The sequence below is a fragment of the Sphingorhabdus buctiana genome, assembly GCF_042680825.1.
In the GTDB taxonomy this organism is placed as follows: Bacteria; Pseudomonadota; Alphaproteobacteria; order Sphingomonadales; family Sphingomonadaceae; genus Sphingorhabdus_B; species Sphingorhabdus_B buctiana.
The window spans coordinates 131,954-148,880 of the sequence record NZ_JBHUEL010000007.1 but is presented as its reverse complement, the minus strand read 5'-3'; the positions used below and the strand labels follow the sequence as shown (position 1 = coordinate 148,880).

Annotated in this window: 12 protein-coding genes; 4 read left to right on the top strand and 8 right to left on the bottom strand. The window is 59.4% G+C overall.

Features of this window, described 5'->3' with window-relative positions:
• Positions 1-33: 33 nt before the first annotated feature.
• Entirely contained in the window at positions 34-4,296 is a 4,263-nt protein-coding gene (rpoC, locus tag ACFSAG_RS07815) for a DNA-directed RNA polymerase subunit beta' (protein WP_381513194.1), read from the top strand.
• A gap of 79 nt (positions 4,297-4,375) precedes the next feature.
• On the opposite strand, the gene ACFSAG_RS07810 is transcribed toward rpoC, so the two are convergent.
• Positions 4,376-4,681, bottom strand: coding sequence for a hypothetical protein (locus ACFSAG_RS07810; protein ID WP_381513192.1), 306 nt, complete (start codon positions 4,679-4,681; stop codon positions 4,376-4,378).
• A gap of 138 nt (positions 4,682-4,819) precedes the next feature.
• Between ACFSAG_RS07810 and aqpZ the strand changes: the two genes are divergently transcribed.
• Positions 4,820-5,521, top strand: coding sequence for an aquaporin Z (aqpZ, locus tag ACFSAG_RS07805; protein ID WP_381513190.1), 702 nt, complete (start codon positions 4,820-4,822; stop codon positions 5,519-5,521).
• A gap of 4 nt (positions 5,522-5,525) precedes the next feature.
• Here the strand turns inward: aqpZ and galU are convergent, their stop codons facing one another.
• From galU to ACFSAG_RS07775, 6 genes are all read right to left on the bottom strand, one after another.
• The gene (gene galU / locus ACFSAG_RS07800) at positions 5,526-6,395 is read right to left on the bottom strand and encodes a UTP--glucose-1-phosphate uridylyltransferase GalU (RefSeq protein ID WP_381513334.1); all 870 of its coding nucleotides are present in this window, start codon (positions 6,393-6,395) and stop codon (positions 5,526-5,528) included.
• Positions 6,396-6,442: 47 nt separating this feature from the next.
• Positions 6,443-6,967 carry a peptide-methionine (S)-S-oxide reductase MsrA gene (gene msrA / locus ACFSAG_RS07795; RefSeq protein ID WP_381513189.1) on the bottom strand — a complete coding sequence of 175 codons (525 nt, stop codon included), beginning with the start codon at positions 6,965-6,967 and terminating at the stop codon, positions 6,443-6,445.
• The gene (locus ACFSAG_RS07790) at positions 6,960-10,040 is read right to left on the bottom strand and encodes an efflux RND transporter permease subunit (protein WP_381513186.1); all 3,081 of its coding nucleotides are present in this window, start codon (positions 10,038-10,040) and stop codon (positions 6,960-6,962) included. Before ACFSAG_RS07790 ends, msrA begins: the two co-directional genes overlap by 8 nt.
• Positions 10,041-10,073: 33 nt before the next feature.
• On the bottom strand, positions 10,074-11,135 hold the full coding sequence (locus ACFSAG_RS07785) for an efflux RND transporter periplasmic adaptor subunit (RefSeq protein ID WP_381513183.1): 1,062 nt from the start codon (positions 11,133-11,135) through the stop codon (positions 10,074-10,076).
• A gap of 84 nt (positions 11,136-11,219) precedes the next feature.
• A complete protein-coding gene (locus tag ACFSAG_RS07780) occupies positions 11,220-12,200 on the bottom strand; it encodes a M48 family metalloprotease (protein ID WP_381513180.1) in 981 nt (326 codons plus the stop codon).
• The gene (locus ACFSAG_RS07775; protein ID WP_381513332.1) at positions 12,197-13,150 is read right to left on the bottom strand and encodes an L-threonylcarbamoyladenylate synthase; all 954 of its coding nucleotides are present in this window, start codon (positions 13,148-13,150) and stop codon (positions 12,197-12,199) included. The genes ACFSAG_RS07780 and ACFSAG_RS07775 overlap by 4 nt, the downstream gene beginning before the upstream one ends.
• Before the next feature lie 46 nt (positions 13,151-13,196).
• Here ACFSAG_RS07775 and ACFSAG_RS07770 point away from each other — a divergent pair, with 46 nt between their 5' ends.
• Both ACFSAG_RS07770 and ACFSAG_RS07765 read left to right on the top strand, forming a co-directional pair.
• Entirely contained in the window at positions 13,197-14,927 is a 1,731-nt protein-coding gene (locus ACFSAG_RS07770; RefSeq protein WP_381513177.1) for an acyl-CoA dehydrogenase, read from the top strand.
• Complete coding sequence (locus ACFSAG_RS07765) at positions 14,924-15,739, top strand: ATP-binding protein (RefSeq protein WP_381513174.1); 816 nt, start codon at positions 14,924-14,926, stop codon at positions 15,737-15,739. The genes ACFSAG_RS07770 and ACFSAG_RS07765 overlap by 4 nt, the downstream gene beginning before the upstream one ends.
• Here the strand turns inward: ACFSAG_RS07765 and ACFSAG_RS07760 are convergent.
• A complete protein-coding gene (locus ACFSAG_RS07760; RefSeq protein ID WP_374612122.1) occupies positions 15,736-16,899 on the bottom strand; it encodes a GNAT family N-acetyltransferase in 1,164 nt (387 codons plus the stop codon). The genes ACFSAG_RS07765 and ACFSAG_RS07760 overlap by 4 nt on opposite strands.
• Positions 16,900-16,927 lie beyond the last annotated feature (28 nt).

The following is a 16,927-nucleotide window of genomic DNA, read 5'->3' as shown; positions in this document are numbered from 1 at the left end:
TTCGGGGTCTGAAAGCCCCATGAGGACAAAAAGATGAACGATCTTACCAAATTCAGCAATCCGCTCGCCAAGCCGGAAACCTTCGACCAGATCCAAATCGGGATCGCGTCGCCGGAAAAAATCCGCAGCTGGTCGTTCGGTGAAATCAAGAAGCCGGAAACGATCAACTACCGTACGTTCAAGCCCGAGCGTGACGGCCTGTTCTGCGCGCGCATTTTCGGCCCCGTGAAGGATTATGAATGCCTTTGCGGCAAGTATAAGCGCATGAAGTATAAGGGCGTCGTCTGCGAAAAGTGCGGCGTCGAAGTTACCGTCACCAAGGTTCGCCGCGAGCGTATGGGCCATATCGAACTGGCTGCGCCGGTTGCGCATATCTGGTTCCTGAAGTCACTGCCTTCGCGCATCGGCCTGCTGCTCGACATGCAGTTGAAGCAGCTTGAGCGCGTGCTGTACTTCGAAAACTATATCGTTACCGAGCCCGGCCTGACCGCGCTTGAGAAGTTCCAGCTCCTCACCGAGGACGAACTACTCGCGGCACAGGACGAATATGGTGAAGACGCCTTCACCGCCGGCATCGGTGCCGAGGCCGTCAAGCAGATGCTGATGGACCTCGACCTTGAACAGGAACGCGTCGACCTGATGGAAGAGCTTGCGACCACCAAGTCGGAGCTGAAACCCAAGAAGATCATCAAGCGCCTGAAGGTCGTCGAAAGCTTCATCGATTCGGGCAACCGCCCCGAATGGATGATCCTCGACGTCATCCCCGTGATCCCGCCCGAGCTTCGCCCGCTGGTTCCGCTCGATGGCGGCCGCTTCGCGACGTCAGATCTCAACGATCTCTATCGCCGCGTGATCAACCGTAACAACCGTTTGAAGCGCCTGATCGAACTTCGCGCGCCGGACATCATCGTGCGCAACGAGAAGCGCATGCTGCAGGAAGCGGTTGACGCATTGTTCGACAATGGCCGCCGCGGCCGCACCATCACTGGCGCCAACAAGCGTCCGCTGAAGTCGCTGTCCGACATGCTCAAGGGCAAGCAGGGCCGTTTCCGCCAGAACCTGCTCGGCAAGCGCGTCGACTATTCGGGCCGTTCGGTCATCGTGACCGGTCCGGAACTCAAGCTGCATCAGTGCGGCCTGCCGAAGAAGATGGCGCTCGAACTTTTCAAGCCGTTCATCTATTCGCGCCTCGACGCCAAGGGTCTTTCGATGACCCTGAAGCAGGCGAAGAAGTGGGTCGAAAAGGAACGCAAGGAAGTCTGGGATATCCTCGATGAGGTTATCCGTGAGCATCCGGTCCTCCTGAACCGAGCACCGACGCTGCACCGTCTTGGCATCCAGGCGTTCGAGCCTGTCCTGATCGAAGGCAAGGCGATCCAGCTTCACCCGCTGGTCTGCTCGGCCTTCAACGCCGACTTTGACGGTGACCAGATGGCCGTTCACGTGCCGCTGAGCCTCGAAGCCCAGCTTGAAGCCCGCGTGCTGATGATGTCGACCAACAACATCCTCAGCCCCGCAAACGGCAAGCCGATCATCGTTCCTTCGCAGGATATGGTGCTTGGTCTTTACTACCTGTCGATGGACCGCGAAGGCGAGCCGGGCGAAGGCATGATCCTGTCGGATATGGCCGAAGTCCACCAGGCGCTCGAAGTCGGTGCCGTTACCCTGCACTCGAAGATCACCAGCCGCGTCCCGCAGACCGGCGAAGATGGTGTCGAGCGCATGGTGCGTTACCAGACGACCCCGGGCCGCATGCTGATCGGCGAATGCCTGCCGAAATCGCACACCGTTCCGTTCGACGTGGTCAACCGCCTTCTCACCAAGAAGGAAATCGGCGACGTTATCGACCAAGTCTATCGTCACACCGGCCAGAAGGACACCGTCCTGTTTGCCGACGCGATCATGGCACTTGGTTTCCGTCACGCGTTCAAGGCTGGCATCAGCTTCGGCAAGGATGACATGATCATTCCTGACGAGAAGGATGCGCTGGTTGCTGAAACCAAGGCGATCGTGGCCGATTTCGAACAGCAATATCAGGACGGCCTGATCACCCAACAGGAAAAGTACAACAAGGTGATCGACGCTTGGAGCCGTTGCGGTGACCAAGTGGCCAACGCCATGATGGAAAAGCTGAAGGCGACGCCGAAGGACGAGAATGGTCGCGAAAAGCCGATCAACTCGATCTACATGATGTCGCACTCCGGTGCGCGTGGTTCGCCAGCGCAGATGAAGCAGCTGGGCGGTATGCGCGGCCTGATGGCCAAGCCGTCGGGTGAGATCATCGAAACGCCGATCATCTCGAACTTCAAGGAGGGCCTGACCGTCCTTGAATACTTCAACTCGACCCACGGTGCCCGTAAGGGTCTGGCCGATACCGCGCTCAAGACGGCAAACTCGGGTTATCTGACCCGCCGCCTTGTCGACGTATCGCAGGATTGCACCATCGTCGAAATTGACTGCGGCACCGAACGTGCGCTCGAAATGCGCGCCATCGTTCAGGGCGGCTCGACCATCGCCTCGCTTGGCGAGCGCGTTCTTGGCCGTACCACTGCAGAAGATATTGTCGGCCCCGATGGCAATGTCATCATCCCGACCGGCAGCCTGCTCGACGAAGCCGCGATCACCCAGATCGAGGAAATCGGCCTGCAAGCCCTCAAGATCCGCAGCCCGCTGGTTTGCGAATCAAAGGTTGGCGTGTGCGGCACCTGCTATGGCCGTGACCTTGCACGTGGTACCCCGGTCAATATCGGTGAAGCCGTTGGCGTCATCGCCGCACAGTCGATTGGTGAGCCGGGTACCCAGTTGACCATGCGTACCTTCCACATCGGTGGTGCAGCACAGCTCAACGAAACATCGAACCTCGATGCTTCGGTGGATGGCGTAATCACCTATCGCGATTTGCCGACCCTCGTCGACAAGCGCGGCCGCCGCATCGCGATGGCCCGCAACGGTGAAATGGTACTGTCCGACAAGGATGGTCGTGAACTCGAAGTTCACCGCCTCCCCTTCGGTGCAACGCTGGCCTTCGCTGATGGAGCCAAGGTTAAGGCGGGCGACCGCCTTGCCGAATGGGATCCGTTCACCATGCCGGTGATCACCGAAAAGCAGGGTATCGTGAAGTTCCAGGATCTGCTCGACGGCAAGACCCTGATCGAACAGACCGACGATGCTACCGGTATCGCACAGCGCGTTGTCATCGAATATCGCGGCGCGGCTCGTGGTAAGAAGGAAGACTTGCGTCCCCGCCTGACCCTGCTGGATGATGCCAGCGGCGAAGCGGCGCGCTATCTTCTCGCACCGGGTACGATGCTTTCGGTTGAAGACGGTCAAGTGGTTGAAGCCGGCGACGTTCTCGCCCGCGTCACTCGCGAATCCGCCAAGACCCGTGACATCACCGGCGGTCTGCCGCGCGTTGCCGAACTGTTCGAAGCGCGCAAGCCGAAGGACAATGCAATCATCGCCAAGCAGTCGGGCCGGATCGAATTCGTCCGCGACTATAAGGCGAAGCGCAAAATTGCGATTGTGCCGGAGGAAGGTGATCGGATCGAATATCTGATTCCGAAGTCGAAGGTGCTCGACGTGCAGGAAGGCGATTTCGTTCGCAAGGGCGACAACCTGATTGCCGGTTCGCCCGATCCGCATGACATCCTTGAAGTCCTCGGCGTTGAAGCGCTGGCCGAATATCTGGTTGCGGAAATCCAGGAAGTCTATCGATTGCAGGGTGTGAAGATCAACGACAAGCACATCGAGGTGATCGTTCGCCAGATGCTGCAAAAGGTTGAGATCACCAATGGTGGCGACACCACCTTGCTGCCGGGCGAACAGGTCGACCGCGAGGAAATGGATGCGATCAATGCGAAGCTGCAGCCGGGCCAGCAGCCTGCCGAAGGCAAGCCCGTCCTGCTCGGCATCACCAAGGCGTCGCTGCAGACCCGCAGCTTCATCTCGGCCGCGTCGTTCCAGGAAACCACCCGCGTTCTCACGCAGGCCGCTGTCGAGGGCAAGAAAGACGTCCTCACCGGCCTGAAGGAAAACGTGATCGTGGGTCGCCTGATCCCCGCTGGTACCGGTTCGGCCATGAACCGCATCCGCGTGGCAGCTTCCAGCCGCGACGCTGCGCTCCGCGCAAGCTATCGCAAGCTGCAGGAAAGCCTGATTGCGCCCGAAACCGCTGCTGAAGAGCATGCTGCCGAACTGGCGCAGGGCCCCGAAGCGGCACTGGGTGACGATCCAATCGGCATGATGGAACATACGCCTGAAACCGTTGAGGATTTCGAAGGCGATACCGAGGAATAAGCTTCCTCTAACCAGACAAGCAAAAGCCCGCCGGAAGCGATTCCGGCGGGCTTTTTGCTGGCTGCTTACCTAGAAAGTGTCAGATATCGCGCTCTTTCTCGGCTGCGATTTCCGATTCCAGGGCCTCGTAGCGCGCGCAGGCTTCCTGATCACCGTCGGCGCAATCTTCGCGCGCCTCGTCGCGCTTACGGGCGAGTTTGCCCAGCCGTTCCTCCTGCTTGCGCAGCGCCCTTCCGCGCTTCTCATCGGCTTCGGATTGGCTGGTAGTCATGACATCGGCGGTTTTGGAAACGACCTTCACCGGCGCGGTGACCACATCCTTCACAACCGACGCAACGCAGCCGGGTAGCAAGAGGGCAAGTGGAAGGATGAAAAGTGCACGCATGTGAATCTCCTGCTTTTGCGCCCATCTAACCCATTTCCAATGTCCTGTCGCTGAACAACAGACGTTACACCCAGATACATTTTTCTCATGATAGTTTCGGCTTGCCGCATTTTGTGCGGCGTTGGAGGAGGATATGCGATGAACAATATTCAACGGGGGATTGCCGAATTTATCGGCACATTCTGGCTCGTTCTTGGTGGCTGTGGCAGCGCGGTTATATCGGCAGCATTTCCGGAAGTCGGGATCGGCTTATTGGGTGTCTCACTGGCATTCGGCCTGACCGTCGTCACCATGGCCTTTGCCATTGGCCATATTTCGGGATGCCACCTCAACCCGGCGATTACGTTCGGACTTTGGGCTGGCGGACGTTTTGATGCCAGGGACATTCCCCTTTATGTCGCATCGCAGACATTGGGGGCGATCGCCGCTGCGTTCACCCTATATGTGATCGCAACCGGCAAGGCCGACTATTCGCTCGCTGCCCACGGCCTAGCTGCCAATGGAGTGGGAGAGGCCTCACCGGGCGGATATGCGATGGCCACAGGGTTCCTCGTCGAGGTGCTGCTTGCCTTCTTTTTCCTGTTCGTGATCATGGGCGCGACCGATGCCAAGGCGCCGGCCGGCTTCGCACCGCTGGCAATCGGCCTGACACTGGCTTTGATCCACCTGATATCGATCCCGGTCACCAACACCTCGGTCAATCCGGCAAGGAGCACGGGCCCCGCGCTGGTCGTCGGCGGGGTCGCGTTGCAGCAACTCTGGTTGTTCTGGGTCGCTCCGATCCTCGGCGGGCTGATTGGTGGTTTCGTCTATAAAGAATTGAACAAAACCACCGTCTGACTGGCTAGCTGACGAGGCGCTGCGCCATGGCGCGGACCTCGTCGGCCATATCTGGCCGCGAGAGTGCGACGGCCAGATTGGCCTCGATATAGCCCGCCTTTGACCCGCAGTCATAGCGCGCACCATCGAAGGTGACGGCGTGGAAGGGTTGGTTGCCGATCATCTGCGCCATGGCATCGGTCAACTGGATCTCGCCGCCTGCCCCTTTGCCCTGATGTTCAAGCACGCGCATAACTTCTGGCTGCAGGATGTAGCGTCCGGAGATGATGAGGTTTGAGGGGGCATCGGCAACCGCAGGCTTTTCAACCAGGCCCTTCACCTCGGTCAGCTTGCTTTGCGCAGCACCGGGATCGATCACGCCATAGCTCGAAACCTGTTCGTGCGGCACTTCGAGTACGCTCAGCAGGTTGCCACCGACGCGTTCATACTCAGCCACCATCTGCGCCATGCAGCCGGGCGAACCGTGCATGAATTCGTCGGGTAGGAAGATCGCAAAAGGTTCATCGCCGACAATGTCGCGCGCGCACCATATGGCATGGCCCAGCCCCATCGGCTCCTGCTGGCGGACATAGGCGCAGTTGCCTGGGCCAAGACGGGTCGGCTCGAGGATCGAGATATCCTTGCCGCGATCGGTCATCGTCCGCTCGAGCTCATAGGCGATATCGAAATGGTCCTCGATCGCGCTCTTGCCGCGACCGGTGACGAAGATCATCTGCTCGATCCCTGCCTCACGCGCCTCATCAACCGCATATTGAATCAGCGGCCTATCGACCACCGGTAGCATCTCTTTCGGGATCGCCTTGGTTGCAGGAAGGAAGCGGGTGCCAAGCCCGGCTACGGGAAAAACGGCCTTGCGGATCGGTTTGTGCGTCATGCCCAAACCATAGCGAAACATGGTTAATTGTCTATGACAGCGCCGTTTCAGCCAAGGCGTTCGGCGAAACCTTTTTTCAGTTTGGCAAGTTTGGGCGGAATGACGGCGAGGCAGTAGGGGTTACGCTGCCCTTCGCCATCCCAATAATTCTGATGGTAATCCTCTGCTGGATACCAGGTCGCCGGCCCCTCGATTGTCGTGACAATGGGTGCAGGCCAATCGGGCTGGGCGCGCGATATCGCTGCCTCTGCTTCGGAGCGCTGGGCGTCATCGAGCGGAAAGATCGCAGAGCGATATTGGGTTCCGATGTCATTGCCCTGGCGGTTCAACTGCGTCGGATCATGCGTCGCGAAAAAGATATCGAGCAGATCGGCATAGCCGATAACCGCCGGATCAAATCCGATGCGGATCGCCTCGGCATGGCCGGTGTTGCCGCTGCAAACTTGCTTGTAGCTGGGGTTCTCTACGCTGCCGCCGATATAGCCGCTTTCAACCGAATGGACGCCGCCTAACTGCTTGAACACCGCTTCGGTGCACCAGAAACATCCACCTGCAAAAATTGCCTCAGCCACTTGTCGCTTCCTTCGCAAAACGCGCGGCCTCTTTCTTTTCTTCGCGGCCGCGCACAACAAGCAGATACATGGCGGGCGTGACGATGCGCGACAAGAGGGTGGACGAAATAAGTCCGCCGATCAGCACGATTGCAAGCGGCCCGTAAAGATTGCCGCCAAACATCGCGAGCGGAAGCAAGCCACCGATCGCGGTCACCGATGTCAGCAACACCGGCAGAAAACGCACCTCGCCTGCTTGTTCAATGGCATCGCGCAAGCCGAGGCCGCGTTCTCGCAATTGCGAGGTGAAGTCGACCAGCAGGATCGAGTTTTTGATTTCGATACCGATCAGCGCAACAAAGCCGATAACGGCAAGGAAGGAGAGGTTGTTGCCCGTCACCAGCAAGCCGATAAGCCCGCCAAAGGTTCCAAGCGGGATGACCCCTGCGACGACCAAAGCCTCACGGAACTCGCCAAATTCAGCGACCAGAATGCCGAAAATGATGAACAGTGCGATCAATATGACCGGGCCAAAGCCCGAGAAGGTATCGTTGATTTTCTCCGCTTCGCCGCCAACACGGATGGAATAACCGATTGGCAGCTCGAGCTTGTCGAGCCTTTTCGTCGCTTCCTGCGTGATTTTCGAAGGAAGCGCGCCATCCTGCGTCTGCGCGGTGATTTCCACGGTGCGCTCCAAATTGCGCCGTGTGATCAGCGGAGCAACCGAGACCAGTTGCGGGTCGGTAATCTCCCCCAGCGCGACGGGCGCACCATTTCGGGTGGCGACATAGATCTGGTCGAGCGCCGACACGGGCTGTGTGTTGTTCAACGGGAGGCGCACAGTCACCGGATAACTGTCGCCTTCATTGTCACGGAATGTCCCCGCCCGTTCCCCTGACAGGGCCAGACGAATGATCCTGCGCGGCGAGCCTGCTGGTATATCAAGCAAAGCTGCCTTGCCCTCGTCAATTTGCATATCGAGATCGAGCCGGTCGGTTGCCACCGGGTTCACCACATCGCGCGTTCCGGGAACGTCGTGCAGCACCGCTTGCACCTTGCTGGCCAGTTCCTTGAGAACCTTCAGGTCCGGGCCGACTACCCGGAATTCGACCGGCGCATTGATGGGCGCACCGTTCTGGAAAAGCACCAATTTGACGCGCGCGCCGCTGATACGATCAAGCTTTTCGCGCAAACGCTCGACCATGCGCATGCTTTCTTCGCCGCGCCATTTGTCCATCACGGCAAGCACCTCACCGATGGTCGTGGTCTCTGCGGATTCAAAGCTATTATAGAAAACCGACGGATTTTTGCGGCCGACATTTTCGGCGCGCACTTCAATCGATGACTCCTTGGCCAGGATTTCCGAAACCTGACGAACGATCCGGCCCGTTTCATCCAGACTGGTACCCTGCTCCGCCTGCACAGTGACGCGAAAGTAAGATGAGTCCGCATTGGGGAACAGGCTGAAGCCGAGCACGGGGACGAGGCCGAACGCACCTATAGTGAGCGCCAAGGCGCCCCACACCGTTCGCCTTGGATTTTCGAGCGCCTTATGCAACACAGGCCGATAGAAACGGTCAATCTTCTCCATCAGCCATTGGAGCAGCTGATTGCCATGTTCGTCGCCATCGCGCTTGAGCAAGCGGCTGGCGAGGAAGGGAATGATGGTCAGCGAAATGACCAAAGATGCCGTCACAGTGAAGATGATCGTCCCGATGAAGCTCATCGTAAACTTGCCCGCGCCCTCGGGAAGGAAAAGCATGGGAACGAAAGCGAATACCAGCACGCCGGTGGAACCCAAAACCGCAAGGCTGATTTCCTTTGTGCCGTCGATGGCCGCCTGCATCCGTTCCTTGCCCATCCGCAAATGGCGAGAGACGTTCTCGATGACGACAATCGAGTCATCGACCAACAGCCCGAGCGAGAGGATGAAGCCTGCGACAACCAGTTGGCTGAGGTTGAAACCCATTGCGTAAACCGCGACGAGCCCCGATGCGAGCGACAGCGGTATCGAGACCATCACGATAACTGCTGCGCGCCAGCCCAGCGGCAATAGCGTGATCATGACCAATGCGAGCGCAATGGCAAAATCGCGTGCCAGCTCCGCCAGGCGCTTGGCGATATCGCGGCTCTGGTCGAACTGCAGGACGACCTGGATATCAGGCGGCAAAACCTTTTTCTGGTTCTCAAGCTCCTCCAGCAAGGCATTGCGCAGCTTGGTGGCGTCGGTTCCGGCTTTCTGGTTCGCGGTTATCCAGATCGCCCGCTTTCCGTTGTGGAAGACGCGCGAACGCGTTTCTTCCGCGCCCCAGAAGACATCGGCGACATCGCCTACACGCAAGATCGTCCCTTCGTTCGAGCGAAGCGGCAGGTTGCGGATAGTGTCGAGAGACTTGAATGCGCCGCCGGCCTCCACGTTGAAGCGCCGCGTTCCGCTGACCACCGCGCCGCTCGCGACATCTGCGCCACCCAGTTTCAGGGCGTCGGCAATGCTGCTGGCCGGCAAGCGTAATTCAGCCAATCTTTCGGGCTTTATCGCGACCGTAACCTCCGGTTGCGAAAGACCGTGTACTTCGGATTCGCGCACCGCATTATACCGCGAAAAGGCCTCGGATATGTCGCGGCCATATTTTTCCATGCGCCGCCAGCTTGCCGTTTCGCTGACCAAAGCAATCTGCAAAACCGATGCGTTGGTGGTGCGCATCTTCTTGAAATCGAGTCGAGCCAGATCGGCGGGCAGGCGGCTGCGGATCGCGGTGACTTCACGAACGGTATCATTGAAATAGCGATCGGGGTCGCCGGACCAGTCAAACTCCGCGCGGATAACGGTGCTGCTGTCGTTGCTGGTCGAGACGATTTCCTTCACGTCCTCCAGACCCTGCATCAACTCTTCGATCGGCTTGGCGACCGTCTGCTCCATCTCCTCGGCATCGGCACCAGGTTGGATGGCGGTGATAACCACCACCGGCAGCGGGAAATGCGGATCCACCGCACGGGGAATGGACGAGAAGGCAGAATAACCGAGCGCGATCAGCAAGCTGAACATCACAAGTGTCAGCTGCCAGCGGCGAATGGCAAATTCGGTTACATTCATGCGCGCGCTACCCGCCCCGGTTTGCGGCACATTTTAGCCGGGTGCCTTTGTCATGCGCACTTTGGCACCCGTGCGCAGCTTTTCCGCCCCCGATGTCACCAGCAGGTCGCCTTGTTTCAGGCCGCCGGTTATCACCACCGCACCGTCGGTGATCCGCTCGATCGCGACGTTGCGGGTTTCCACACGCTGGCTCTTTGGATCGACGATGTAGACCAAGGCTTCATTGGCGCGGACGCCAAGGATCGCGCTGGCGGGAATTTGCAGCGAGCCATCATCGGCTGCGGGCAGCTTGATACTGGCCGTACCAATCTGGCCCGATTTGAGCTGTGCCGATGCAGGCAAGCTGAACTGCACGGTAAAAGCGCCTGTCGCCTGGTTCGCGCGGCCGTCAATTTCGCTGATCGTCGCCGTCACCGGTGCCGATCCCAACGCGGGAAGGCTGATTTCAGCGGCCATGCCGACACGCAGACGGGCCGCATTGCGATCGATCACAGGGGCGCGGAAAACGAAACCATCATCACCTTCGCCAAGGATCAATGCAGGCGTGCCTGCGGCCACAATCTGCCCGGGTTGGACATTTCGCGTCAGCACCACCCCGCTTGACGGCGCGTATAGCTGCGCCGTGCCGCGGGCAAATCCCGCCTGCGCGACCCTGGCGCTCGCTGCCTTCGCCGACGCCTCGGCAGCTTCATAGCGCGCCTTGGTGATCCATCCTTCGGCGTAGAGTTGCTTGATGCGGTCAAATTCCGCTTGTGCGCGGCTACGCTCAGCTTCGGCTGCACTCAGATCAGCCCCGACGCTGGTGGTATCGAGCGCGGCAAGCAAAGCGCCCTGCCGGACGAAATCGCCTTCTTCAAAACGCACCACCGCGACTTTGCCAGGGGTGGTGAAACCCAGGGGCGTTTCGCGGCGATAACGGACTGTTCCCACAGCACTGATCGTTTGCACCATGTTGCCCGGTTGGACGGTCATCACCTGGACGGGAAAAATCTCTTCGCTTGGCGCTGCCTTTTCGCTTTCCTTGCTTCCGCAGCCATAAAGCAACGGCGGCACCAGAAATGCAGCTATCGCAAGACGATGTGCACGGCCCTTCACGCGTCCTCCCCTAAATGCCCTTAGTGCGCTTGGTAGGCGAAACTTGGGTTCATGGAAACTATCGATTGCAATTCGCAATGCATTTTATTTGATGGACCGATGCTCGGCCAGCAGCGGCGGATCGCGGCGCCCATTTTTTACAACGTGTGAAGCCATACGCTCGATTTCTTCGCGAAACATCCGGACACGGTCTTGCCAGCGATAATGGGTGGGGGCGCTGAATATGCCGAGGCTGGTTGCCTTGCCGTAACGCTGCCAGAAACTGATCGCGGCTTCAGGATCATATCCCGCATTCGACATCAGCCAGATCGAAAGCCGGTCAGCCTCTTCCTCGGTCGATTTGATCACCGCGGTCTTTCCGCTTTTGGTTCGTTCGATGCGAGCACGATGATCGAGCAGATTATGCGCCATTTCATGGGCGACAACAGCCGCCAGTTCGTCATCATCGGCAACATATTCGATCAATCCGCTGGTCACGCGAACCCGCTCGCCATCCGCACCTGCATCGCGCTTGCTCCGCACATCTACCCAGAAATCCGAGGCACAGACCCGAGGCGGATCGAAAGCAATTGTCTTTCGACCAGTATCGGTGGTGACCAGTGCACGGAACAGGCCATCGCCAGCAAGCGCCCCGGCAACCTGATCGCGTACATTGTCCAACCGTTCGGAGGTTGCGCGTTTTTTGACTGGCTCACCGCCATACCAGATTTCGCTACCGCCAAATCCAGCCAGCCCGTCCCCGACGGAGAGGCCTGCTCTTATGGCTGGCCCATCAGCCACCAGTGCTGCAATGCTGACCGGTTCGCGAAAGGTGAAGGCACGCTGTGCCAGATCCGTATCGGGATATTGGCGCAGGTCATGAAGCACCCAACCCGGGTTGCGCCAGGTGTTGCGGCAATATTCGGCACTTCCCTTGGCAAGATGATAGCCCACGGTTGCGAGCCGCAGATCCTGTGCCACCAGCCCGCGATAAGCCTCGACAACCGGATCGCGCGGCTCGTCCCTTGTCGAAGCGACTGCTCCGAACAGGGCGACCACAAGAAAGAGAAACGCAATCGCCTTCACGCCGCTGCTCGCTTCAAACGGTCATTTATGGCGGCACCAATGCCTTCGTCGGGAATCGGCGCGACAGCGATGGAAGTTGCCTTGCTCGCGTCCCCCTTGTGCAAAGCATCGAAAAGCCGCGTTGCCGCTTCCACGAGATTGCCCTCAGGTGAAAGATTGTCATCGCCTGCAACGACGCCAAAGCCGATATGCCATTCGCCTTCCACCACCTCGCGGGCATCCAGGCGCACCGGTTTCGACGGCGCATAATGGCTGGCCAGTTGTCCCGGCGCTTCGATCTTGGCATCGCTGACCGGCAATGGTGGCTCATCGAGCAATGCCTCTATCTCTGCGGCGGTCACGGGGCCGGGGCGCAGCAATTGCCAGCCATTTTCGCGAATGGCGACGATGGTCGATTCAAGCCCTGCCGCGCATGGACCGGCATCAAGAACCAGCGGCATCGTTTCACCGAAACTGTGTGCGACATGTTCTGCGCGAGTGGGGCTGATGCCACCGCTGCGGTTCGCCGAAGGCGCAGCAAGTGCCAACCCGCTCTGTTTCAAAACGGCCTGCATCACCGGATGTGCCGGGCAACGCAGCGCGATGGTAGGAAGGCCCGCCGTGACCGCCTTGGCAACGCGAGCATCGGGTTGCAAAGGCAGTACCAAAGTCAACGGCCCCGGCCAGAAACGAACGGCCAGTTTCGATGCGCGATCATCAAACTGCGCCAACCTCTCGGCAGCTGCGTGATCGGGCACATGCACGATCAGCGGGTTGAAGTCCGGGCGGCCCTTGGTCCGATAGATTTGGGCAACCGCGTCGGCGTTCGATGCATCCGCAGCGAGGCCGTAGACCGTTTCGGTTGGAATCGCGACAACCGCTCCTGCGCGCAACCGTTCCACCGCCTCTGATATCGCAGCGGATTCGGCCTTCGCTACCCGGCCATGTCCTAGGGGATTTGAGCCTGTCATCATCCCGCGCTATAGGCCGGGAAACCCGCAAGCAACAGGCCCCAAAATGACATTCACCGCACCCGTTACCGAACAGCTTTTCGTTCTCAAGCATATCACCGGCATAGAAGAGCTGGCGGCGCATGAACGCTTTGCCGATGCAAGCACCGACATGGTCGAGGCGATAGTCGGGGGAATCGGGGAGTTTGCCGCAAGCGAATTCTATCCGCTGCGCCGCATCGGCGACACAGTGGGCGCCCGATTGATCGACGGGCGCGTGGTGATGCCCGACGGCTTTGTCGATGCTTACAAGGCCTATGTTGCCAATGGCTGGGGTTCAATCAACGCACCGGCCGACTTTGGCGGGCAAGGCCTGCCTTTCAGCCTTGCGACCGTCGCGCTCGACTCTCTGGGCGCTGCCAACATGGCCTTTGCTTTGTGCCCGATCCTGTCGGTTGGGGCGATCGAGGCAATCAACCATCACGGATCGGATGCGCAAAAGGCGATGTTCCTGCCCCTGCTGTCGACCGGCGAATGGACGGGTACAATGAACCTGACCGAGCCACAGGCGGGTTCTGACGTTGGCGCGCTCAAGACCACCGCAACCCCGCGCGGCGATGGTACCTACCAGATCAAGGGGCAAAAGATTTACATCAGCTTTGGCGATCATGACATGGCGGGCAACATCGTCCACCTCGTGCTGGCACGCACCCCTGATGCCCCGGCCGGCACCAAGGGTATCTCGCTGTTCCTGGTCCCCAAATATCGGGTGAACGAAGACGGCTCGCTTGGACAGCGCAACGATATCAAGGTGGTCTCGATCGAGCACAAAATGGGGATCAATGCCTCGCCCACCTGCGTGCTCGCCTTTGGCGACGAAGGCGAATGCGTTGGCGAACTGATCGGCCCTGAATTTGGCGGAATGCGGGCCATGTTCACGATGATGAACAATGCCCGGCTCAATGTCGGGCTCGAAGGCGTGCAGATTGCAGAGGCCGCAACGCAAAAGGCGGTCGCCTTTGCGCAAGATCGTGTCCAGTCTGCCCGCGCGGGTGGGACCAGCCGCGATTCGGTGGCGATTATCGAACATCCCGATGTGCGCCGCATGTTGATGCGGATGAAGGCGGGGACGCAGGCAATCCGCGCGCTGCTTTACTGCGCCAGCGGTTTTGTCGACCGTGCAGCGCTGGGAATTGAAGGCGCGCAGGAGATGGTGGACCTTTTGACCCCGCTCGCCAAGACCTACGGCACCGACATGGGTAGCGAAATCGCCTCGCTCGGCATCCAGGTACATGGCGGCATGGGCTTTATCGAGGAAACCGGTGCGGCGCAGCTTTATCGCGACATCCGGATCGCGGCGATTTACGAAGGCACCAACGGTATCCAGGCTGCGGATCTGGTGGGGCGCAAGCTCGGCATGCGCGGTGGCGATGCCATTCGCGACCATCTGGCGCGCATCGGGCAAGAGGCAGGCAATCATGGCGCGCTGAAAGCGCTTGCCGGCGCGTGCACCGAAGTAACCGAATGGATGATCGGCAGCGCATCGACCGACGAAAAGCTGGCCGGGAGCTATCCCTTCACCACCATGATGGCGGTCGCGACATCGGGCTGGCTGATGGCAAGGCAATTGCGCGCTGCCGAAGCCGAAGGCGGCAATACGCCTTTCCTGAGGGCTAAGATTGCCGCTTGTCGCTATTATCTTGATGTGATGGTGCCCGAGGCATTGTCGCTGAAAGGCAGCGCAATGGTGGGGGCAGAGTTGCTCTATACACTCGATGCAGAAGGCATGGCGGCTTGAGCGAAGAGCTGCTCCGTCGCATCGCCGATGCATTGGAGAGACTCGCCCCGCCGACGTCTCAACCGGCGGATTTGGAAGTACATGCAGCCTATCACTGGGATGGGCTTTCCCTCGCTGCGGTTACCAGTTTTGACCCGCTGCCGGATAGCCTGATCGTTGGTGTCGATCGGCAAAAGCAGGCCATCACCGAAAACAGCCGTCGCCACGCACAGGGCCACGCGGCGCATGACGTGCTGCTTTGGGGCGCGCGCGGCATGGGGAAATCCGCACTCGTCAAATCGGTGACAGGAGGCCTGCAGGCAGAAGGGCTGCCGCTGGCGCTTGTCGAAACAACGTCAGATCAATTGGCGAGCCTGCCGCAATTGTTCGCCCTGCTTGGCAAGGCGAACCGGCGTTTCATCCTGTTTATCGACGATATGGCATTCGAAGGCGACGATAGCGGGCCTCGTCGCTTGCGCTCGATGCTTGAGGGTGGTTCCGAAGCACGTCCAGCAAATGTCCGGCTTTATGTCACGTCAAACCGGCGCAACATTGTCGAACGGCGACATGACGAGGAAGATGCCGCGGTCAATGCGCGCGATGTTGCCGATGATCGGTTGGCGCTTGCCGACCGTTTCGGTCTGAAGCTTGGTTTCCAATATCCCGACCAGCCGGCCTTCCTCGAAATGGTCGCTGCCTATGCGGCGCATTTCGGTCTCGACTGGGAGGAAGCGGATGCCCTTGCCTTTGCACACCAACGCGGCGGTCGTTCAGGGCGCATAGCCTGGCATTATACCGTAGAACTCGCTGGCAGGGCAGGCCGAAGCCTTTAAAGCCCCTTTTCGTAGATGCGGTAAACCTTGTTCACCTTGCCACCCACGGCCTCACCAACCGAGACCATGGGACCGTTGGACGACAATACCCAGCCGAAATCACCGCGCGTCGCCCCAAATTTCGTAACGGCATCGCGGCGGATATATTCGATCAGCATGAAGGCGAGCTGGCTGGCGGTGCGCGTGCCCTGCAGTTTCTTGACCACCCCCATCAGCGGTACGCGCATAGTCGTCACCTGCGGCTTGCCGACATTGAGCCACCAGAGGAGCTTGGCCCAGTTGAAGGGCCAGAGCGAGCCGCCATATTTGGCCAGTTGCTCGTTAAGGTCGGGCACCGTCATCATGAAGGCAACAGGTTCGCCATCAATTTCGGCGACGCGGATCAGATCTTCGAAAACGATCGGTTTCAGCTTCTTCCCCGCATAGGCGACTTCGGCAGGGGTGAAGGGTACGAAGCCCCAATTGTCGCTCCATGCATCGTTGAGGATCGACAGGATTAGCGCCGCTTCATCGTCGAATTTGCTTTTGTTCACCCGGCGGATTTTGATCTTTCCACTCTTCTCTCCCATCGCCACGATACGGTTGGTGAGTTCGGGGAAGCCCTGGTCGATCGGCAGCGCGTAGGTGTATAGATCCTCGACCTTGCGATGCCCGGCGGCTTCGATCCAGGCTTGATAGGCCGCGCTGTTGAAGCCCATCATCACCGTCGGCGGATGATCGTGGCCTTCGATGAGCAGGCCGGGTTCGTCCCACATTGCGAAACTGACTGGTCCCAGCATCTTGGTCATGCCCTTGGCGCGCAACCATTTCTCCGCCTCTGCCAGCAGAGCGTTGCCGATGTCGGCACTCTCCGCTTCGTAAAAGCCCCAGAAACCGGTGCCGGGGCCCATGCCCTGCTCGACCGGCTGCTTGAGCGCGAGATGATCGATATGTGCCGAAATACGGCCGACCACCTGGCCATCCCTGCGCGCGAGGAAAAGCTGCGCCTCGGCATGTTCGAACCAGGGATTTTTGGACGGGGTGAGGAGGCCGTAGACCTCATCCTTCAAAGGCGGAACCCAGTTGGGATCATTCGCGTAGAGGCGGAAAGGCAGATCGACAAACTCCGCCAGCGCTTTTTTCCCTGCAACCGGTGTGACGCGCAACTCGCCAGCCTGCATCTGTATTCCCCTGAATTGATCTGGCGGC